We start from the raw sequence: 20268 nt of genomic DNA, 5'->3' as shown, positions 1-20268 counted from the left end.
TCCTAACCTGGACCGACGGTCGAGTGACATTGCCCCCTCGGGTCCGGCGCGTTGCTTTGCCGGGGCTCCGACTCCGCGCATAGGCTGCGGCGGACGCTGACGAACAAGGAGCTTTCGCGCCATGTCGACACCGAACCAGCCGGCCGTACCGGCCGAGTCCGCCGGGTCGGCGGCGGCGAACCTCAGCCAGGTCACCATCGCCACGCCCGCGGTCCACGAAGGCGACGAACCGCAGGAGCGCAACGGCAAGAAGGTCAAGCTCGAGGGCATCGGCCCGACCGGCCGCCCGATCCGCGAGCACCCCGACCCGGCGCCGCTGGACAGGCACGGCCCGGCCAAGATCATGGCGATGTGCAACCAGAAGGGCGGCGTCGGCAAGACGACGTCGACCATCAACCTGGGTGCCGCCCTCGCCGAGTACGGCCGCAAGGTGCTGCTCGTCGACTTCGACCCGCAGGGCGCGCTCGCCGTCGGCCTCGGCATCCAGCCGCACGAACTGGACCACACGGTCTACAACGCCATCATGGAGCGGTCGGTCAGCGCGACCGACGTGCTCATGAAAACCCGCGTCGACGGCGTTGACCTGCTGCCGAGCAACATCGACCTGTCCGCGGCGGAGGTCCAGCTCGTCGCTGAGGTAGGGCGCGAGCACACGTTGTTACGGGTCCTTCGTCCGGTCATGAACGACTACGACTATGTTCTTGTGGACTGCCAGCCCTCGCTCGGCTTGCTCACGGTGAACGCGCTGACCGCCGCGGACGGCGTGATCATCCCGCTGGAGTGCGAGTTCTTCAGTCTGCGAGGCGTCGCCCTCCTGATCGACACCATCGAGAAGGTCCAGGAACGCCTCAACCCCAAACTGGACATAGTCGGGATTCTCGCCACCATGTACGACCCGAGAACCCTGCATTCGAAGGAGGTCATGGCTCGCGTGGTGGAGGCATTCGGCGAGACCGTGTTCGACACGGTCATCAACCGCACCGTGCGGTTCCCCGAGACGACGGTCGCGGGTGAGCCGATCACGACCTGGGCGCCCAAGTCGGCCGGCGCGGCGGCGTACCGCCAGCTGGCCCGCGAGGTGATCGCTCGGTGAGCAGGCGCGCTTCCCTGCCCGGAGCGTCGGAACTCTTCAGGATCACCTCCAGCCCCGCCCTCGACCTCCCGCCCCAGGCGCCCGCGCCCGCGGAGCCCGCCGAGAAGGCCAAGCCCGCGGGCACCGGCCGGACCGAACAGCTGGCCCGCAGCGCGGCCCCGCACGGGTCGGGACGGACCAAGCACGACGCGAAGATCACGGTGTACGTCTCCGGCGACGAGCTCGTGGCCATGGAACAGGCCCGGCTGACGCTGCGCGCCAAGCACGAGCTGGTCGTCGACCGCGGCCGGCTGGTCCGCGAAGCGGTGGCGGTGCTGCTGGCCGACTTCGACCAGAACGGCGAGGAGTCGGTGCTGGTGCAGCGGCTGCGGGTGGTCGGCTCAGACGGCGGCGAAACCGAGGGCTGATGGACGAGCCGGCACCGGCTCCGGAGGAACAGGTCCCCGAAGAGCACCAGACGGTGCACGGCGGGATGATCCCCGAAGGCGTCAACACCGAAGAACTGAGCACGTCGAAGTTCAAGGTGCGGCTGGCCAACTTCGAAGGGCCGTTCGACCTGCTGCTGCAGCTGATCTCGCAGCACCAGCTCGACGTCACCGAGGTGGCGCTGCACCGGGTCACCGACGACTTCATCGCGTACACGCGCGCGCTGGGCACCGAGTGGAACCTCGACGAGACGACGGAGTTCCTGGTCATCGCGGCCACGCTCTTGGACTTGAAGGCGGCGCGCCTGCTGCCCGCGGCCGAGGTCGAGAGCGAAGACGACCTGGCGTTGCTGGAAGCCCGCGACCTGCTCTTCGCCCGCGTGCTGCAGTACCGCGCGTACAAGCAGGTGGCGGCGCTGTTCGGCGAGCTGGAACAGGGCGCGCTGCGGCGGTACCCGCGGTCGGTGGCGCTGGAGGACCGGTTCGTCGGGCTGCTGCCCGAGGTGATGCTGGGCGTCACGCCGCAGAAGTTCGCGGAGATCGCGGTGGCGGTGTTCCGGCCGAAGCCGCCGCCGACGGTGTCGATCGCGCACATCCACATGGGCCGCATCTCGGTGCGCGAGCACGCGGGGATCCTGCGGGTCATGCTGGCGGAGCGCGGCCAGGCGACGTTCGGCGAGCTGGTCGACGACTGCGAGCACACGGTCGAGATCGTCGCCCGCTTCCTGGCGCTGCTGGAGCTCTACCGCGAGTCGTCGGTCCAGTTCGAGCAGAGCGAGGCACTGGCGGAACTGCACGTCCGCTGGACGGGCGGCTCGAAGGAAGAAGCCTCCGCGGCGGCCGAGCTGGACCGCGCCGCCGGAGACGAAGAGGAGTACGGGTGAGCCCCGAGAACGACGAAGTGGCCGAAGCGCCGGTGCCGCCGGCGGGCGAGCCCGTGGCCGAGGAGTCCGCACTTTCACGTGAAAGTGCGGAGGCCGCGGCGGAGCTGGCCCTGGACGAGGCCCTGTCGGGCGAGCCCGTGGACGAGGACGGCCAGCCGGTGGAGCCCGTGGCCGAGGAGTCCGCCCCGGAGCCCGCACTTTCACGTGAAAGTGCGGAGGCCGAGGGGGAGCCTGGGCCTGATGACCCCGAGTCCGACCTGGTCGCGAGCGGGGACATCAGCCTGCTGCCCGACGTCAGCTCCGACGAAGCTCTCGAGGCCGCCCTTGAGTCGCTGCTGCTCGTCGTCGACTCGCCCGCCAGTGAGGAGCTGCTCGCCGAAACCCTCGAGCAGCCGAAGGCGCGGATCGTCGTCGCGCTGCGCACCATGGCGCAGAAGTTCACCGACCGGACCTCCGGGATCGACCTGCGGCGAGTCGGTGAGGGGTGGCGGTTCTACACTAGGGACGTCTATGCCCCGTTCGTGGAGAAGCTCCTGCTGGACGGCCAGCGGTCGAAGCTGACCCGGGCCGCGCTCGAGAGCCTCGCCGTGATCGCGTACCGGCAGCCGGTGACCCGGGCCAGGGTCGCCGCGGTGCGCGGCGTGAACGTGGACGGCGTGATCCGGACGCTGCTCGCGCGCGGCCTCATCGAAGAGATGGGGACCGACCCCGACACGACCGGGACGCTGTACGTGACGACCGAGCTGTTCCTGGAGCGACTGGGGCTGTCGTCACTGAACGACCTGCCCGCCATCGCTCCGTTGCTACCCGAAGTGGACACCATCGATGACATCCAGTGAGCACCCCGACGGCATCCGCCTGCAGAAGGTGCTGTCGCAGGCCGGGGTCGCCTCCCGGCGCGCGGCGGAAGACCTCATCGTCGCCGGGCGCGTCGAGGTCGACGGCGAGGTCGTCACCGAGCTGGGCCGCCGGGTGCACCCGGACGAGGCGGTCATCCACGTCGACGGCACCCGCGTGAACCTGCGCGACGACCTGATCTACCTCGCCCTGAACAAGCCCAAGGGCGTGCATTCGACCATGTCGGACGACCGCGGCCGCCCGTGCGTCGGCGACTACCTGGCCGGCCGGTACGAGGAGACGCCCGGGGTCGTGCACGTCGGCCGGCTCGACGAGAACACCGAGGGCCTGCTGCTGCTGACCAACGACGGCGACCTCGGGCACCGGCTGATGCACCCGTCCTACCGGGTGCTCAAGACCTACCTCGCCGAGGTCGACGGCCTGGTCCCGCGCGGGCTCGGCAAGGAGCTGCGCAACGGCTGGGAGCTGCCGGACGGCATCATCAAGGTCGACCAGTTCCGGGTGAAGGACATGCACTCCGGCAAGTCGCTGGTGGAGCTGGTCATCCACGAGGGCAAGAAGCACATCGTGCGCCGCCTGCTCAAGGACACCGGCCACCCGGTGCTCAAGCTGGTCCGGACCGCGGTCGGCGACGTCCAGCTCGGCAACCAGCGCGTCGGCTCGATCCGGCGGCTGACGAAGGGCGAGGTCGGCGCGCTCTACCGCAACGTCGAGCTCTGACCCCGCACGGCGGTGACGAAGCCGCCGGCGGTCGCGTCGTCGTCCGACGGCCGGCCGTAGGCGGTGGCCAGCTCGGCGCGGGTGACCGTCGACGGCGCCCAGCCGTGGGCGGCCAGCCACGCCGGTGCCCGGCCGCCGAGCCCGCCGCGCCACAACGAGGTGACGTGCTCGCCTCCCGCGGCGGCCTTCGCGCGGGCGATCAAGCTGTCCGGTGGTGTGCCCGGCCGGTGCTCGAACGCGAGCCGGCTGCCCGGCGCCGACAGCTCGCCGACGGTGGTCAGCAGCCGCTCGGCCTCCTCGCGCGTCAGGTACATCAGCAGGCCTTCGGCCAGCCACGCGGTCGGCGCGGCCGGGTCGAACCCGGCGCCGCGCAGCTCCACTGCCCAGTCTTCGCGCAGGTCCGCGGGCACGACGACGCGTTCGCACGAGGGTTCGGCGCTCTGCGCGTCGAGCACGCCGTCCTTGAACGCCAGCACTTCCGGCAGGTCCAGCTCGAACAGCCGGGTGCCGACCGGCCAGGCCAGCCGGAACGCCCGCGTGTCCAGCCCGGCCGCGAGCAGCACGACCTGCGTGCAGTCGCTGCCGAGCAGGTGGTCGTCGTAGAACCGGGTGCGGATCACGACCTGCGGGTAGAACAGCGCGCCGAGGCCGGCTTGCGGTCCTCCGGGCGACGCGTCCGGCAGGGCCGAGCGGCCCGCTTCGAAGAAGGCGGCCGCGTACGGGTCGTCGAACAGGCGGTCCGGGCGGCGGCTCTCGGCGGCGCGCAACGCGGCGACGCCGACGGCGGTGCGGCTCACGGCGGGCAGGGACTCCGTCACGACCGCCAACGTACCCCCGACTTTCCGCCGTGGTGCGCGCGTTCCCCGGCTCGCTAGCGTGACGGGCATGCGACTCGGAGTGGTGTGCGGAATCCTCGCGGTGCTCCTGTCCGGCGCGGTGGCCCCGGCGGCCGCGGCTCCCGCGGGGAGTGAACCCGTCTACGACTACGCGTCGGCGATCCGGGAGACCGTCTGGGTCGACATCGGCCGCGACGGCGACGGTGACGGTCGCTCCGACCGCGTCGCCGCGGACGTCGTGCGCCCGTCCGGCGCGACCTCGCGCGTGCCGGTGATCATGGACGCCAGCCCGTACTACTCGTGCTGCGGGCGCGGCAACGAGAGCGAGCTCAAGAGCTACGACAGCGCCGGCAGGCCGGTGAAGTTCCCGCTGTTCTACGACAACTACTTCGTGCCGCGCGGCTACGCGGTCGTGCTCGTCGACCTGGCCGGCACCAACCGCTCGGCGGGCTGCGCGGACGTCGGCGGCGCTTCGGACGTCGACTCGGCGCGCAAGGTCGTCGACTGGCTCAACGGCCGCGCCACCGGCTACAGCGCGAAGACCGGCGGCAGTGCGGTGACGGCGGCCTGGAGCACCGGGAACGTCGGGATGATCGGGAAGTCCTACGACGGGACGATCGCCAACGGCGTCGCGGCGACCGGCGTCGCCGGGCTCAAGACCATCGTGCCGATCTCGGCGATCAGCTCCTGGTACGACTACTACCGCTCCGACGGCGCGACGTTCGGGTTCAACCCGGCGGGCCTCGCGCAGACCGTCGAAGCCCGCAACTCCGGGCAGAACTGCTCGGCGCAGAACCAGGTCCTCACCCAGGGCGCGACGGCGAACGGCGACTACGGGCCGCTGTGGGCCGACCGGGACTACGTCAAGAACGCGGGCAACGTGCGCGCCAGCGTGCTGCTTTCCCACGGCGTCAACGACCTGAACGTCAAAACCATCCACTTCGGACAGTGGTGGCGCGGGCTGAACGTCGAGAAGAAGATCTGGCTGGCGCAGACCGGGCACGTCGACCCGTTCGACTACCGGCGCGCGGACTGGGTCGACCTGCTGCACCGGTGGTTCGACCACTACCTGCTCGGCGTCGACAACGGCGTCCAGAACGGGCCGCAGGCGAGCGTCGAGCGGCAGCCGGACCAGTGGGTGGACCAGAGCGCCTACCCGGCCGCGAACGCCGTCGCGACGACGTTGCGGCCGGGGGCGTCCGGCACGCTGGGCACGGCGCCGGCGTCCGGTACCGCGTCCTTCACCGACAACCCGAACCTGGGCGAGGACACCTGGGTGACGAACCCGGGCAGCGCCGCGCTGACCTACTCGACCGGGGCGCTGACGTCGGACGTCCAGGTGTCCGGGACCACGACGCTCACCGTGACCGCGACGCCGAGCACGACGTCGGCCCGGCTGTCCGCGCTGCTCGTGGACCTCGGCCCGGCGACGATCCGCAACTTCGCCGGCAGCGGCGAGGGGATCAAGACCGGGACGACCGAGAACTGCTGGGGATCGTCGGCGGCCGGGGACGACGCCTGCTACCGGATCGCGTCGGCGGACGTGAAGAAGGTGAACTACACGATCCTCAGCCGGGGCTGGGCGGACCTCGCGAACTACGCTTCCCTGTCCCAGGAACGCCCGCTGACGCCGGGCACGGCGTACCCGATGACGTTCCGGCTGGCTTCGACCGACCACGTGGTGCCGCGTGGGCACGCACTGGCGCTGATCATCGGCGGCACGGACGGCAGCTTCATCCGCGGCCCCGCCCAGCCGGGCCGGGTGACCCTGGACCTGGCGCGCACGTCGGCGTCGATCCCGCTGACGGGCATCCCGGCGCCGGCAACGACACACCCGTCCCCGGCCGGCGGCGAGCACGTGCCGTCGGCGGGCCGGGCGGACCTGCGGTAACCGGGAAAACCGCACGACAGCCCGTCCCCGCCGTGGCTACGGTCGGCGCATGCGCGCACTCACGTGGCGGCCGCTGACCGGCGGGGACGCCAGGGCGTCGGCCGACCTGCTCAACGCGATCGAGGCCGTGGACCGGATCGGGGAGAACTACACCGAGGAGGACACGCTCCAGGAGCTGATCGACCCGTACACGGACCTCGAGCGGGCGAGCCTCGCCGCGTTCGACGGCGAGACGCTGGTCGGCTACATGAAGGTCCGCCACCAGGCGTCCGTCCGGGAAGTCCACCGGGTCTTCCTGGACGGCGGCGTGCATCCCGCGTACCGCCGCCGCGGCATCGGGACGGCGTTGCTCGAAGCGGGCGTGGCGGCGGCGAAGGTGGTGCACGCCCGGCACCACCCGGGGCTGCGGCTGGTGGTCGACGTGCACAAGGCCGAGCACATCGCCGGGGTCCCGGAACTCGTGCGGTCACGGGGGTTTACGCCGGCGCGGTACTTCCAGCGGATGGAGCACCCCCTCTCGGGCGTGACCGACGTCGTCGTGCCGGGGGTGCGGATCGAGGCGTGGTCGCCGTCGAACGACGAGGACTTCCGGTCGGTGCGGAACGAGGCTTACCGGGACTTCTGGGGTGCCGCGCCGATGCCGGCGGACCAGTGGCGGAACAAGATCGTCAACCAGACCTTCCTGCCGGAGGTCTCCTTCCTGGCGCGGGACGCCGGGACCGCGGTGGGCGTGCTGGTGACGATGTCGTGGGAGGCCGACACGGCGGCGACCGGTGTTCGCGACGCGCACTTCATGGTCGTGGGGACGCTGCGGGAGCACCGGCGGCGGGGTGTGGCGGGCGCGTTGCTGGCCCACGCGCTGCGGGCCGCCGGCAGGCTGGGTCACGACCGCGCGAGCTTGAACGTGGACTCGGCGGATCCGGCCGGGGCGTCCGGGGTTTTCGTGAAGGCGGGTTTCACGCCGACGCGGCGGTATGTGCGCTGGGCGCTCGAAGCCTGATTCGCCCGGCCGCCGAACGGCGCCGGCCGGCGCCGTTCGGCGGGGTACTTCACCATGTCGACGCCATTGGCGACGAGCAGGCCGCGCATGTTCCGGACCTCGATCGGCTCGTCGTCCTCGGTCTCGTCCCCCACGAGAAGTGCCGCGGCGTGGCCGAATTCGCGGCCGGAGGTGCCGAACTCGGAGAAGTCCGGCGCGAGCAACCGCGCGAACCGGGCGGCACCGGCCCGGCAGTCACGGCGTAAGGACTCGCGTTCCGCGATCGCCGCCGTGACCTGGTCTTCTGCTCGGCCGGCTTCAGCTCGCTTCGGCCGGAGCCGTCTTCGCGGCCGTCTTGCGTTGCACCGCGCGGACGATCGGCTCGACGACCCGGGCGGCCGTCGGGCCGAGGATCGCCATCAGGAGGACGTACGCCGTGGCCAGCGCGGCCAGTTCGCCGGTGACCGCGCCCGCCGTCACCGCCAGGCCCGCGATCACGATCGAGAACTCGCCTCTCGCCACCAGCGCCGCTCCGGCGCGGGCGCGGCCCATCTTCCCGATGCCCTGCCGGCGGGCCGCCCACCAGCCGGTGCCGACCTTCGTCAGCGTTGTCACCAGTGCGAGCACGACGGCCCAGCCGAGGACCGGCGGGATGGACGCCGGGTTCGTGTTGAGGCCGAAGACCACGAAGAACACCGCGGCGAACAGGTCGCGCAGGGGCTCCAGCAGGTGCGTCGCGTTCTCCGCCGTCGAGCCGGAGATCGCGATGCCGAGCAGGAACGCGCCGACCGCGGCCGACACCTGCATCGCCGACGCGACGCCCGCCACCAGCAGGGCCGCGCCGAGGACCTTGAGCAGGAACACCTCGCGGTCGGGGCTGTCGACGGCGGCCGAGACGTACCGGCCGAACTTCAGCGCGATCACCAGGACCACGGTGATCACCAGCAGCGAGATCCCGACGGCCTCCATGCCGCCGAGCAGCGACACCCCGCCCAGCACCGCCGTGAGTATCGGCAGGTAGAGCGCCATCACCAGGTCCTCGAACACGAGGATCGACAGCACCACCGGCGTCTCGCGGTTGCCGAGCCGGCCGAGGTCGCCGAGGACCTTGGCGACGATGCCGGACGACGAGATGTAGGTGACGCCCGCCATCACCATCGCGCCGACCGGGCCCCAGCCCAGCAGCAGCGCGACCGCCGCGCCCGGGGCGGCGTTGAGGACGATGTCGAGCAGGCCCGCCGTCCAGGAGCGGCGCAGGCCGGTGAACAGCTCGGCCGCGGAGTACTCCAGGCCCAGCAGCAACAGCAGCAGCACGACGCCGATTTCGCTGGCCAGGTGGGTGAAGCCGCCGATGTCGGTCAGCGGGATCAGCCCGCCGGAGCCGAAGCAGAGGCCGCCGAGCAGGTAGAGCGGGATGGGGGAGAGGCCGATCTTCCCGGCCAGGCGCCCGAGCGCGCCCAGCACGAAGAAGACCGCCCCCAGTTCGATCAGGGACAGCGCGGTGTGGTCCATCGGCCGCTCAGCCGTACTTGAGGATCTTGGCGGCGGCTTCGAGGCCCTCGCTCGTGCCGACCGCGACGAGCAGGTCGCCCCCGGTGAGGGCGAAGTCCGGCGTCGGCGACGGGTGCACCTGGCCGGCCCGGGCCACCGCGACCACCGAGACGCCGGTGCGCGTGCGCATCGCCGTGTCGCCGAGCGTGCGGCCGTCGAACGGGCCGGACGGCTTGATCGGCAGCTGCTTCGTGCTGATCCCCGGCAGGTCCTGGTGCTCCTCGGTGAGCTGGGCGACCAGCTGCGGCGCGCCGAGCAGGTTGGCCAGCGTGCCCGCCTCGTCCGCGGTCAGCGGGATCGAGGCGGCACAGGCGTCGGCGTCGTCCGCCTTGGAGACGATGAGTTCGGTGTGGCCGTCCCGCTGGGACACGACACCGATGCGGCGGCCGGTCCGGGTGCTGAAGTCCTTGCGGACCCCGATGCCGGGCAGGGGGGTTACTTCGACGTTCACCCAACCACCGTAACCCACGTGTCCGATTCGCGACGTTCAGCCGAGCAGGAGCAACAGCGCCGCGACGACCATCACGACGGCGGTCAGCCCGTGGACGCCGAAGGCGACGGCCTTCTTCCCGCGGTGGCGCAGGACGATCAGCATGTCGAAGACGGGCCAGACGGCCGCGGCGAGGAAGACCCAGCCCAGCGCGTGCGGGTCGCCGTAGATCATCAGGGCCAGCGGGACGAGACCGGCTCCGACGTCGCGGCCGCCCTTGACGTTGAGGAAGGTCTCGGCGTTTTCGGGGACCTCGGTGAAGCCGAAGCCCGCGGCGATCTTCGCCGGCGCGAAGAGGTAGTTGAGCCCGACGTAGATGATCCCGAGCGAGACGATCGCGACGAGGACGTAGCCGGCGATGAGCATGGTGTTCCCTCCAGTTTTCTAGCATCGCTAGGATTGCTAGCAACGCTAACTTAGCGGCGCTAGTTTGTCTAGCGGTGCTAGCATCTGCGTCATGACCCAGCGACAACGGCGGGTGCGCGACCGGACCGAGCGCGGGCGGCGGATCGTCGCCGCGGCCAGGGAGCTGGCCGAAGCGGAGGGCTGGGACGCGGTCACCACCCGGCGGCTCGCGGCCCTGATCGAGTACAGCCAGCCGGTGCTCTACAGCCACTTCCCCGGCGGCAAGGACGCGATCATGGCGGCGGCCGCCCTGGAGGGGTTCGCCGAGCTGGCCACGGCGCTCGCGGCCGCGCGGGACGGCGGCGTCGCCGGGGTCGTGGGCGCGTACGTCGCGTTCGCCGGGGCCAAGCCCGCGTTGTACGACGCGATGTTCACGCTGGCTTCGGAGCTGCCGTTCGCCAAGGACGAAACCCCGGACGTGATGAAGGCGTGCTTCGCCGGGCTGCTCGCGGTGATCGAGCCGGTGGCCCACGAGCCGGACGCGGGCGCGCTGACCGAGGTGTTCTGGAGCACGCTGCACGGCCTGGTGACCCTGGACCGCGGCCACCGGCTGTCCCCGGAGCACCGGGCGCGACGGCAGGCGCTGGTGGTCGCCCGCTTCGGCGCGCGGGGCGACTGATCTCCTCCGGGGCCCGACCGGCAGAATGGGCACCGGCCCGAACGAGACGAGAACGCTAGGAGAGTGCCGGTGACGGGAGCCCTACGTGGTGTGGTCGCCTTGGACGGCCCGTCGGGGACCGGGAAGACCACCGTCGCCCGCAAGCTCGCCGACCGGCTCGGGGCGGGCTACCTCGACACCGGTGCCATGTACCGGATGGTCACCCTCGCCGTGCTGCGCGCCGGCGTGGACCCGGCCGACGCGGCCGCCGTCGCCGCCGTCGCCGACCAGGCGGACTTCAGCATCGGGACCAGCCCCGAGCGCCCGGAGATCCGGCTCGCCGGCGAAGACGTCGCCGCCGACATCCGCGGGCCCGAGGTCACCAAGGCCGTCTCGCCCGTCTCCGCCGTGTCGCACGTGCGCGAGCTGCTGGTCGGCCGGCAGCGGCAGATCATCGACGACGTCGTCGGGCACCGCGGCGGGATCGTCGTCGAGGGCCGGGACATCGGCACCGTCGTCGCGCCGGACTCGCCGCTCAAGGTCTTCCTGACCGCGTCGGCCGACGTCCGCGCCTCCCGCCGGAGCACCCAGGACACCGCCGCCGGGCGGGCGTCGTCGGTCGCCGACGCGCTGGCCAGCGTCGAGCGCCGTGACCACCTCGACTCGACCCGTGCCGCCTCGCCGCTGCGCGCGGCCGACGACGCCGTGCACGTCGACACCTCGGAACTGTCGATCGACCAGGTGATCGTCGCCCTCAGCGAACTGGCCAGCCACCGCGGGCTGCTGGCGGGGTGCGACGCCGAGGTAGCTCGATGAGCGCTGACGGACTGCCGGAAGGCTCCGTCGCATGGCTCCACGAAGCCGGGCGGGTCTTCGCCCGGTACCATCTGCGATCGGCCTTCCGCGTCCGCGTGCACGGCCGTGAGCGCATGCCCGCCACCGGGCCGGTGCTCGTGATCGCGAACCACAGCTCGATGGTCGAACCGCAGCTGATCTTCGGAATGCTGCCGCGGCGTTCGGCGTTCCTGGTCAAAGCCGAGATGTTCGGCGGCATCGTCGGCAAGTTCATGCTGGCGATCGGGCAGATCCCGCTCAAGCGCGGCGAGATCGACCGCAAACCGCTGATGACCGCGGTCGGCGTGCTCAAGGGCGGCGGCGTCGTCGGGATCTTCCCCGAGGGCACCCGCGGCGCCGGGGACGTCGGCGCGGCCGAACGCGGCGCGGCCTGGCTGGTCCGGGCCTCCGGCGCGACCGTGCTCCCGGTCGCGACGCGGGGCACGCGCAAGCCGGCCGACGGCAAGCGGCGCTGGCGCCCGCGCGTGGACATCCTCGTGGGGGAGCCGTTCACGCCGAAGGTCGGACCCGGGAAGACCGGGCTCGACCAGGGCACCGAAGAGCTGCGCGGTGAGCTCGCGGCGCTCGTGAAGACTTTGGACGATTGGCGTTCCGAAAACGGATTCGGCTCGCCATAAGGGAAATTGGGTCAGTGATGGAAGAGTTGGACAGCGTCGGCGAGATCGACGGCACCTGGTCGGACGAGACCGAGTTCGCCGCGCTCGACGCGCAGATCGAGGCGGCCGAGCTGGCCGAGGAGGCCGCGCTCGCGCAGCCGGTGCTCGCGGTCGTCGGCCGTCCGAACGTGGGCAAGTCGACGCTGGTCAACCGCATCCTCGGCCGTCGTGAAGCCGTCGTGCAGGACGTGCCGGGCGTGACCCGCGACCGCGTCGCCTACGACGCCTACTGGGGTGGCCGCAAGTTCACCCTGGTCGACACGGGCGGCTGGGAGCCGGACGCGACCGGCCTGCAGGCCTCCGTCGCCGCACAGGCCGAGCTGGCCATGCAGACCGCGGACGCCGTGCTGCTGGTGATCGACGCCACGGTCGGCGCCACCGCCACCGACGAAGCCGTCTCCAAGGTGCTTCGCCGCTCGAAGAAGCCGGTGCTGCTGGCCGCGAACAAGGTCGACGACGACCGGCTGCTCGCGGACACCGCTTCGCTGTGGTCGCTCGGCCTCGGCGAGCCGCACCCGGTCAGCGCGCTGCACGGCCGCAGCTCCGGCGACCTGCTCGACGCCATCCTCAAGGCCCTGCCCGAATCGCCGCGCGAAGGCGGCGCCGTGACGTCGGGTCCGCGGCGCGTCGCGCTGGTCGGCAAGCCGAACGTCGGCAAGTCGAGCCTGCTCAACAAGCTCTCCGGCGAGGAGCGCTCGGTCGTCGACTCGGTCGCCGGCACCACCGTCGACCCGGTCGACTCGCTGGTCGAGCTGGACGGCGAGACCTGGCGGTTCGTCGACACCGCGGGCCTGCGCAAGCGCGTCAACTTCGCGGCCGGCGCCGAGTACTACGCCTCGCTGCGCACCAAGACCGCGATCGACGCGGCCGAGGTCGCGATCGTGCTGCTCGACGCGGCCGAGCCGCTTTCGGAGCAGGACCTGCGGGTGCTGACCATGGTCGTCGAGGCCGGGCGCGCCTGCGTGCTGGCGTTCAACAAGTGGGACCTGGTCGACGAGGACCGCCGGCACGCGATGGTCCGCGAGCTGGACCGCGGCCTGGTCCGCGTGCCGTGGGCGGAGAAGGTCAACATCTCCGCGCTGACCGGCCGCTCGGTGCGCAAGCTGGCGCCGGCGCTGCGGACCGCGCTGAAGTCGTGGGACCAGCGGGTGCCGACCGGCCAGCTCAACGCCTGGCTGTCCGACCTGATCGCGGCCACCCCGCCGCCGGTCCGCTCGGGCAAGCAGCCGAAGGTGCTCTTCGCGACGCAGGCCGGCATCCGGCCGCCGACGCTGGTGCTGTTCACCACCGGCTTCCTCGAGGCGGGCTACCGCCGGTTCATCGAGCGCAAGTTCCGCGAGCAGTTCGGTTTCACCGGCAGTCCCGTTCGGGTGAATGTCCGCGTCCGGGAGAAGAAGGCGAAGCCGAAGATCGGCGGGAAGGCCGCGCGGACGCGGTGATTTCCCCACGTGTCGGGCCCGCGTGAGGTCCGACACTCCCTCGTGACCCTGTGGACACCTTTTCGCAATCCGCGGGTATGGTGAAAGGTCGTTGCGGGCGCCTCAACCGGAGAGCGAGCCCGGTTGAGGCTCCCGAGAGGTGAGTGGTGGGCTTGCGCGCCCATGGTTCGTCCCTGCACGTCTTCGTCGCGGTCGAGGTGGACGCTCGATGACCGTCACGATCGAACCCGCCGAATCGGCGGCGGAAATCACCGCGCCGCTCGCGTGCGTCGCCGAGGTGACGCACGCGCCGTCGCCGGCCCCGGTCGCCGACCGGGCGCTGTTCTGGTCCGGCCTCGGCGCCAGCGAGCGCACCCTGCTCGACATCGTCGCCGCCACCGCCGAGCGCCACCCCAACGCCGCCGCGATCGACGACGGCAGCACCACCCTCACCTACCGGCGCCTGCTCGAGGAGATCGACGCCTACGGCCGCCGGCTGCGCGGCTATGGCGTCGGCCTCGGCGACCGCGTCGGCATCCGCATCTCCTCCGGTACCGCCGAGCTGTACATCGCGATCCTCGCCACCCTGTCCGTCGGCGCCGCCTACGTGCCGGTCGACGCGGACGACCCGGACGAGCGCGCCGAGCTGGTCTTCGAAGAAGCTCAGGTCGCGGCGGTCGCGACCGACGGCAAGATCAACGTCCACAGCACGCCGGGCGGGCGCACCGGTGCCCCCGGCCCGGCCGACGACGCGTGGATCATCTTCACCTCCGGCTCCACCGGCAAGCCCAAGGGCGTCGCGGTCACGCACGCCTCCGCCGCCGCGTTCGTCGACGCCGAGGCCGAGCTGTTCCTCACCGACGAGCCGATCGGCCCCGGCGACCGCGTCCTGGCCGGCCTGAGCGTCGCCTTCGACGCCTCCTGCGAAGAGATGTGGCTGGCCTGGCGCCACGGCGCCTGCCTGGTGCCGGCGCCGCGCGCGCTGGTCCGCACCGGCGTCGACCTCGGCCCGTGGCTGGTCGCGCAGCGGATCACCGTCGTCTCGACCGTGCCGACGCTGGCCGCGCTGTGGCCCGCCGACGCGCTCGAAGACGTCCGCCTGCTCATCTTCGGCGGCGAAGCGTGCCCGCCGGAGCTGGCCGAGCGCGTCGCCGTCGAAGGCCGCGAAGTCTGGAACACCTACGGCCCGACCGAGGCCACCGTCGTCGCCTGCGCCGCGCAGCTGACCGGCGAGGGCCCGGTGCGGATCGGCCTGCCGCTGTCCGGCTGGCAGCTCGCCGTCGTCAACGACGAGGGCCTGCCGGTCGCCATGGGCGAGACCGGCGAGCTGGTCATCGGCGGTGCCGGGCTGGCCCGCTACCTCGACGCGGACAAGGACGCCGAGAAGTTCGCGCCGCTGCCGTCGCTGGGCTGGCAGCGCGCCTACCGCTCCGGCGACATGGTCCGCGCGGAAGCCGAAGGCCTGCTGTTCCTCGGCCGCCTCGACGAGCAGGTCAAGCTCGGCGGCCGCCGCATCGAGCTGGGCGAGGTCGACGCCGCGCTGCAGGCCCTGCCGGGCGTGCAGGGCGCGGCCGCCGCGATCCGCCGCACCAAGGCGGGCAACCAGGTGCTCGTCGGGTACGTCGTGCCCGCCGCGGGCGTCCCGTTCAACCAGGACGACGCCGCGACCCGGCTGCGCGAGCAGCTGCCCGCCGCGCTGGTGCCGCTGCTCGCCGTCGTCGAGGACCTGCCGACCCGCACCTCCGGCAAGGTCGACCGGAACGCGCTCCCGTGGCCGCTGTCCACTGTGGACGCCACCGGGCTGTCGCCGACCGAGACGTGGCTCGCCGAAGGCTGGGCCGAGATCCTCGGCGTGTCGGTCGACGACCCGAAGGCCGACTTCTTCACCCACGGCGGCGGCAGCCTGACCGCCGCCCAGGTCGTCGCGCGCATCCGCACCCGGCACCCGCAGGTGTCGGTCGCCGACATCTACGCCCACCCGAAGCTGGGCGCGCTGGCCGCGGTGCTGGACGCGCTGAGCGGCCAGGCCACCGAGCGCCGGGACATCGCGCCGACGCCGCGGCGCGCCGGGGTCGTCCAGACGCTGCTGACGGTCCCGCTGATGGGCCTCGTCGGCCTGCGCTGGGCGACGCTCGCCGCCGCGCTGTCGAACGTCCTGTCCCTGCTCGGGTTCGCCTGGGCGCCGACGCTGAACTGGGCGTGGCTCGGCCTGGCCTGGGTGGTGCTGTTCAGCCCCGCCGGCCGGATCGCGATCGCCGCCGGTGGCGCGCGCGTGCTGCTGTCCGGGGTCCGCCCGGGTACGTACCCGCGCGGCGGGAGTGTCCACTTGCGACTGTGGACGGCCGAGAAGCTCGCCGAGTTCTCCGGCGCGGACAGCGTCGCCGGCGCGTCCTGGATGACGACGTACGCGAAGGCGCTCGGCGCGCGGATCGGCAAGGACGTCGACCTGCACTCGCCGCCGCCGGTCACCGGGTTCCTGAAGCTGGGGCGCGGCGCGGCGATCGAGCCCGAGGTCGACCTGTCCGGGCACTGGGTCGACGGCGACGTCGTGCACATCGGCAAGGTCCGCGTCGGCGCGGAAGCCCGCATCGGCGCGCGCAGCACGCTGTTCCCCGGCGTCCGGATCGGCAAGGGCGCGGAGATCGCGGCCGGATCGACCGTCCGCGGCGCCGTCCCGGCCGGGCAGCGCTGGGCGGGTTCGCCGGCCGCGCGCGTGGCCAAGGACGAGCGCGACGCGCTGAAGTGGCCGTCGAGCCGCCCGCCGCGCTCGCACTTCTGGGCCACCGTCTACGGCGCGACCTCACTGGTCCTCGGCTTCCTGCCCGGGATCGCCGCGCTCGCCGGTGCCGCCGTGCTCGGCTACGCGATTTCCGGCGCGCCGACGCTGCTCGACGCGTTCACCCGGGCACTGGTCTTCGTCCCGGTCGCGACGATCGCGTACTTCGCCGCGTACATGCTGCTCGTGCTCGCCGGCGTCCGGTCGTTGAGCATCGGCATGGTCGAGGGCTACCACCCGGTGCACGGCCGCGTCGCGTGGCAGGTCTGGGCCACCGAACGGCTGATGAGCATGGCCCGCGAAGGCCTGTTCCCGTTGTACGCCAGCCTGTTCACGCCGGTGTGGCTGCGGCTGCTCGGCGCGAAGGTGGGCCGCAACGTCGAGGCGTCGACCGTGCTGGCGCTGCCGAAGATGACCAAGGTCGACAGCGGCGCGTTCCTGGCCGACGACACCATGGTCGCCACCTACGAGCTCGGCCACGGCTGGCTGCACGTTGCCCCGGCGCGGATCGGCAAGCAGGCCTTCCTCGGCAACTCGGGGATGACCGCGCCCGGCCGTTCGGTGCCGAAGCGCGGACTCGTCGGCGTTTTGTCTTCGACGCCGCTGAAGGCGAAGAAGGGCTCGTCGTACCTCGGCATGCCGCCGCTGCCGGTCCGCCGCGCGATCGGCGACGCCGACACGAGCCGCACCTACACCCCGGCGCTGCACCTCAAGGCGGCGCGGGCGCTGGTCGAGCTGTGCCGGATCATCCCGGTCATGTGCGGCGTCGCGCTGACCGTCTCGGTCGCCTTCGGGCTGCTGTGGGCCGCTTCCGCGTTCGGCTTCGGGATCGCGCTGCTGCTGGCCGGGCCCGCCCTGCTGGCCGCGGGCGTCGTCGCGGCGCTGACCGCGACCGTGATGAAGTGGCTGCTGGTCGGGAAGTTCCGCGAGATCGACCACCCGTTGTGGAGCTCCTTCGTCTGGCGCAACGAGCTGGCCGACACCTTCGTCGAGGCGCTCGCGGTGCCGTGGCTGATCGGCTCGATCGGCGGCACCCCGCTGCTGGCCGCCTGGCTGCGCACGATGGGCGTCAAGATCGGCCGCGGTGTCTGGCTCGAGACGTACTGGCTGCCCGAGGCCGACCTCGTCGAGCTGGGCGACGGCGCGACCATCAACCGCGGCTGCGTCGTGCAGACGCACCTGTTCCACGACCGGATCATGAGCATGTCGCGGGTCGCGCTCGGCGAAGGCGCGACGCTCGGCCCGCACGGCATCGTGCTGCCGGGCGCGGGCATCGGCGCGCGCACCACGGTCGGCCCGGGCTCACTGGTGACCCGCGGCGACGAGGTGCCGGCCGACACGCGCTGGCTCGGCAACCCGATCTCCGCGTGGACGGGTAAGTAGAAGGTCACGAAGTACCCACCTGGCTCGCCGGACTCACCCGTCCGTGCGAGCCTGGTTTGGTACGTCGGTACGAGGAAAGGTTCGGCACGGGTGATTTCGAAGGCTCCGGCACCGGCACCCGGGGCGGACACCTCGGGGGACCCCTACCTCCCCGCCCACGGCAACGGCGGCTACCGGGTCCGGCACTACGACCTCACGCTCGACTACAAGGTCGCGCCGAACCGGCTGTCGGCTTCGGCCGTGATCACCGCCGAGGCGACGCAGGCGCTTTCCCGCGCCAGCTTCGACTTCGGCGAGTTCCGGATCAACCGCGTGCTGGTCGACGGGAAGCCCGCGAAGTACCTGAAGCGCGGCGCGAAGCTGCACGTCAAGCCGGCGAAGTCGATCGCGGCGGGTGCCGCGTTCACCGTCGAGGTCCACTACGTCGGCAACCCGCGCCCGGTGGGCAGCCGCTGGGGTGACGTCGGCTGGGACGAGCTGACCGACGGCGCGCTGGTGGCGAGCCAGCCGGTCGGGGCGCCGTCCTGGTTCCCGTGCAACGACCACCCGTCGGACAAGGCGTCGTACCGGGTGAGCGTGACGACGGCGTCGCCGTACCTGGTCGCGGTCACCGGCACCCTCGTCGAGCGGACCACGTCGGCCAGCACGACGAAGTGGGTGTTCGACCGGCCGGAGCCGACGGCGACGTACCTGATGAGCGTGCAGATCGGCCGCTACGACGACGTCGAGCTGACCGGCCGCGGCTGGTTCCCGCACACGGGCGTGGGCCTGCGCCGGCTGAGCCTCGGCTTCGGGCGCGCGAGCGGGCAGGTCGAGACGGTCTTCGAGACCGTGCCGCAGCGGGCCGCCGTGCCGCCGCGGCTGCGCCGGGCGTTCGACCGCGACTTCGGGCGGCAGGGCCGGATGATGGAGTTCCTGCAGCGGCTGTTCGGCCCGTACCCCTTCGCCGAGTACGTCATCGTCGTCACCGACGACGACCTCGACGACCCGATCGAGGCGCAGGGCATGTCGATCTTCGGCGCCAACCACGTCGACGGTCGCCGCACGTACGAGCGGCTCGTGGTGCACGAGCTGTCCCACCAGTGGTTCGGCAACAGCCTGACCGTGGCGGACTGGCGGCACATCTGGCTGAACGAGGGGTTCGCGACCTACGCCGAGTGGCTGTGGTCGGAGGAGTCCGGCGGCCCGTCCGCCCAGGCACTGGCCCGCGACTGGCACGCCCGCCTCAAGGCGAAGCCGGCCGACGTCCGCATCGCCGACCCGGGCGTGGCCCGGATGTTCGACGAGCGTGTCTACAAGCGCGGCGGCCTGACCCTGCACGCCCTCCGCGCGGAGATCGGCGACCCGGCGTTCTTCGCGCTGCTGAAGGCGTGGGCGGCCGAGCACCGGCACGGCCTGGTCACGACGGCCCAGTTCGTGACGACGGCGGAGGCGTACGCGGGCCGCTCGCTGACGGTGTTCTTCACCCGCTGGCTGGATTCGACCGCGCTCCCGCCGCTTTAGGTCTCGCAGGCGAAGACCGAGCGGCAGGCCGCGCAGCGGGCCCGCACCGAGCGCCCGGCGGGCAGCCGGGTGCCGTGACCGCAGGCGGGGCAGGCGAACGCGACCTTGCCGCCGGCGAAGTGGTAGTCGGCGGTCGATCGGCTCAGCTCGCGGTCCCGCCGGTACCGCGCGCGGGCCGCGCGGCTCGCGCCGGACAGCGGGGGACGCGCGTAGTCCGCCAGCGCCCGGTCGTGGCCGAGCCGGTACGCCTCCGCCGCGGCGCCGGTGAACGAGCGGACCTCCTCGCCGAACGCCAGGGCCCGCTTCGCCAGCACGTAGCCCATCTCCGGCGGGGACAGGTAGCCGACCCGGGACGTCGTCCGGCGGCGGGTGTACCGGCCCTGCGTGACGTCGACGCGGTACGCGGCCAGCATCGGCCACCCGAGGCCGAGGTAGAGCGTCGCCGTGTCGGTGAGGATCTCGTGGCGGGTCAGGTCGGCGTGGCGGAGCCCGTGGCGGTGCAGGAAGACGTGCGTCACCTCGTGCGCCAGCACCGCCGGGATGTCGCGCGGGTCGTCCTGGTAGCGCGTGCCGAGGGTGACGAAGTACTCCGGGCCCGGCCCCAGTTCGACCTCGCCGACGTGCCCGCCGAGCGCGTTGAAGCCGACGATCACCCGGGCGTCGCCGATGCCGAGGTGGCGGGTCATCGCCGCGGCGATCCACTGGGCTCCGATGTGGGGGTCGCGCTCCGGGGGCAGGGGCGGCAGCGTGCCGAACGCCTTGACCGCCGGTCCGGACAGCTTCGCGTAGAGCTCGGCGATGGCGTCCGTGACGAGGCCCAGCCGGGCGAACGCGTCCGCCGGCGGCACCGGCGCGGGCCACCGGAGGAAGGCCATACCGGCTAGACGCTCGGGTCGGGTCCAGAGTTCCCGCCGCCGGTATTCATCGGATGTCTCTGCCGCTTTCCG

General features: G+C 72.2%; 18 protein-coding genes. 13 read left to right on the top strand and 5 right to left on the bottom strand.

Annotated elements, in window-relative coordinates; all coding sequences use genetic code 11:
- Positions 1 to 121 precede the first annotated feature (121 nt).
- Genes AB5J73_RS43985 through AB5J73_RS43965 form a run of 5 tightly spaced genes read left to right on the top strand, consistent with a single transcriptional unit; the run spans position 122 to position 3980 of the window.
- The gene (locus tag AB5J73_RS43985; RefSeq protein WP_370965407.1) at positions 122 to 1093 is read left to right on the top strand and encodes a ParA family protein; all 972 of its coding nucleotides are present in this window, start codon (positions 122 to 124) and stop codon (positions 1091 to 1093) included.
- Positions 1090 to 1500 carry a cobyrinic acid a,c-diamide synthase gene (locus AB5J73_RS43980; RefSeq protein ID WP_370965405.1) on the top strand — a complete coding sequence of 137 codons (411 nt, stop codon included), beginning with the start codon at positions 1090 to 1092 and terminating at the stop codon, positions 1498 to 1500. Before AB5J73_RS43985 ends, AB5J73_RS43980 begins: the two co-directional genes overlap by 4 nt.
- Complete coding sequence (locus AB5J73_RS43975) at positions 1500 to 2402, top strand: ScpA family protein (RefSeq protein ID WP_370965403.1); 903 nt, start codon at positions 1500 to 1502, stop codon at positions 2400 to 2402. The genes AB5J73_RS43980 and AB5J73_RS43975 overlap by 1 nt, the downstream gene beginning before the upstream one ends.
- Complete coding sequence (gene scpB / locus AB5J73_RS43970; protein WP_370965401.1) at positions 2399 to 3241, top strand: SMC-Scp complex subunit ScpB; 843 nt, start codon at positions 2399 to 2401, stop codon at positions 3239 to 3241. Before AB5J73_RS43975 ends, scpB begins: the two co-directional genes overlap by 4 nt.
- Positions 3228 to 3980 carry a pseudouridine synthase gene (locus AB5J73_RS43965; RefSeq protein ID WP_086864727.1) on the top strand — a complete coding sequence of 251 codons (753 nt, stop codon included), beginning with the start codon at positions 3228 to 3230 and terminating at the stop codon, positions 3978 to 3980. The genes scpB and AB5J73_RS43965 overlap by 14 nt, the downstream gene beginning before the upstream one ends.
- On the opposite strand, the gene AB5J73_RS43960 is transcribed toward AB5J73_RS43965, so the two are convergent.
- Positions 3959 to 4798, bottom strand: coding sequence for an SAM-dependent methyltransferase (locus AB5J73_RS43960; protein WP_370965399.1), 840 nt, complete (start codon positions 4796 to 4798; stop codon positions 3959 to 3961). The genes AB5J73_RS43965 and AB5J73_RS43960 overlap by 22 nt on opposite strands.
- A 67-nt stretch (positions 4799 to 4865) precedes the next feature.
- On the opposite strand from AB5J73_RS43960, the gene AB5J73_RS43955 reads away from it, so the two are divergent.
- Together AB5J73_RS43955 and AB5J73_RS43950 are read left to right on the top strand one after the other, a co-directional pair.
- Entirely contained in the window at positions 4866 to 6707 is a 1842-nt protein-coding gene (locus tag AB5J73_RS43955) for a Xaa-Pro dipeptidyl-peptidase (protein WP_370965397.1), read from the top strand.
- Positions 6708 to 6756: 49 nt separating this feature from the next.
- A complete protein-coding gene (locus tag AB5J73_RS43950) occupies positions 6757 to 7707 on the top strand; it encodes a GNAT family N-acetyltransferase (RefSeq protein WP_370965395.1) in 951 nt (316 codons plus the stop codon).
- Between the two features lie 297 nt (positions 7708 to 8004).
- On the opposite strand, the gene AB5J73_RS43945 is transcribed toward AB5J73_RS43950, so the two are convergent.
- Genes AB5J73_RS43945 through AB5J73_RS43935 form a run of 3 tightly spaced genes read right to left on the bottom strand, consistent with a single transcriptional unit; the run spans position 8005 to position 10093 of the window.
- Entirely contained in the window at positions 8005 to 9198 is a 1194-nt protein-coding gene (locus tag AB5J73_RS43945; protein ID WP_370965393.1) for a cation:proton antiporter, read from the bottom strand.
- A gap of 7 nt (positions 9199 to 9205) precedes the next feature.
- Complete coding sequence (locus AB5J73_RS43940; RefSeq protein WP_247021590.1) at positions 9206 to 9688, bottom strand: cation:proton antiporter regulatory subunit; 483 nt, start codon at positions 9686 to 9688, stop codon at positions 9206 to 9208.
- Between the two features lie 36 nt (positions 9689 to 9724).
- Positions 9725 to 10093, bottom strand: a complete 369-nt coding sequence (locus tag AB5J73_RS43935) for a DUF4267 domain-containing protein (protein WP_370965391.1) — start codon at positions 10091 to 10093, stop codon at positions 9725 to 9727.
- Positions 10094 to 10184: 91 nt separating this feature from the next.
- Between AB5J73_RS43935 and AB5J73_RS43930 the strand changes: the two genes are divergently transcribed.
- The 6 genes from AB5J73_RS43930 (at position 10185) to AB5J73_RS43905 (ending at position 19321) form a co-directional block, all read left to right on the top strand.
- Positions 10185 to 10751 (top strand): TetR/AcrR family transcriptional regulator, encoded by a 567-nt coding sequence (locus tag AB5J73_RS43930; protein ID WP_370965389.1) that lies wholly within the window; start codon positions 10185 to 10187, stop codon positions 10749 to 10751.
- 90 nt (positions 10752 to 10841) lie between these two features.
- Entirely contained in the window at positions 10842 to 11546 is a 705-nt protein-coding gene (gene cmk / locus AB5J73_RS43925) for a (d)CMP kinase (protein WP_370965387.1), read from the top strand.
- Positions 11543 to 12202: a lysophospholipid acyltransferase family protein gene (locus AB5J73_RS43920; protein WP_370965385.1), complete on the top strand. Its 660-nt coding sequence runs from the start codon at positions 11543 to 11545 to the stop codon at positions 12200 to 12202. Before cmk ends, AB5J73_RS43920 begins: the two co-directional genes overlap by 4 nt.
- A gap of 17 nt (positions 12203 to 12219) precedes the next feature.
- Positions 12220 to 13680, top strand: coding sequence for a ribosome biogenesis GTPase Der (der, locus tag AB5J73_RS43915; RefSeq protein ID WP_370973502.1), 1461 nt, complete (start codon positions 12220 to 12222; stop codon positions 13678 to 13680).
- 208 nt (positions 13681 to 13888) lie between these two features.
- Entirely contained in the window at positions 13889 to 17818 is a 3930-nt protein-coding gene (locus AB5J73_RS43910; RefSeq protein WP_370965383.1) for a Pls/PosA family non-ribosomal peptide synthetase, read from the top strand.
- Positions 17819 to 17908: 90 nt separating this feature from the next.
- Positions 17909 to 19321, top strand: a complete 1413-nt coding sequence (locus AB5J73_RS43905) for a M1 family metallopeptidase (protein WP_370965381.1) — start codon at positions 17909 to 17911, stop codon at positions 19319 to 19321.
- Here AB5J73_RS43905 and AB5J73_RS43900 read toward each other — a convergent pair.
- Positions 19318 to 20196, bottom strand: a complete 879-nt coding sequence (locus tag AB5J73_RS43900; protein ID WP_370965379.1) for a hypothetical protein — start codon at positions 20194 to 20196, stop codon at positions 19318 to 19320. The genes AB5J73_RS43905 and AB5J73_RS43900 overlap by 4 nt on opposite strands.
- Positions 20197 to 20268: the final 72 nt, after the last annotated feature.

The organism is Amycolatopsis sp. cg9, from assembly GCF_041346945.1.
Taxonomy (GTDB): Bacteria; Actinomycetota; Actinomycetes; order Mycobacteriales; family Pseudonocardiaceae; genus Amycolatopsis.
This window is presented reverse-complemented; position numbering and strand designations above follow the sequence as displayed.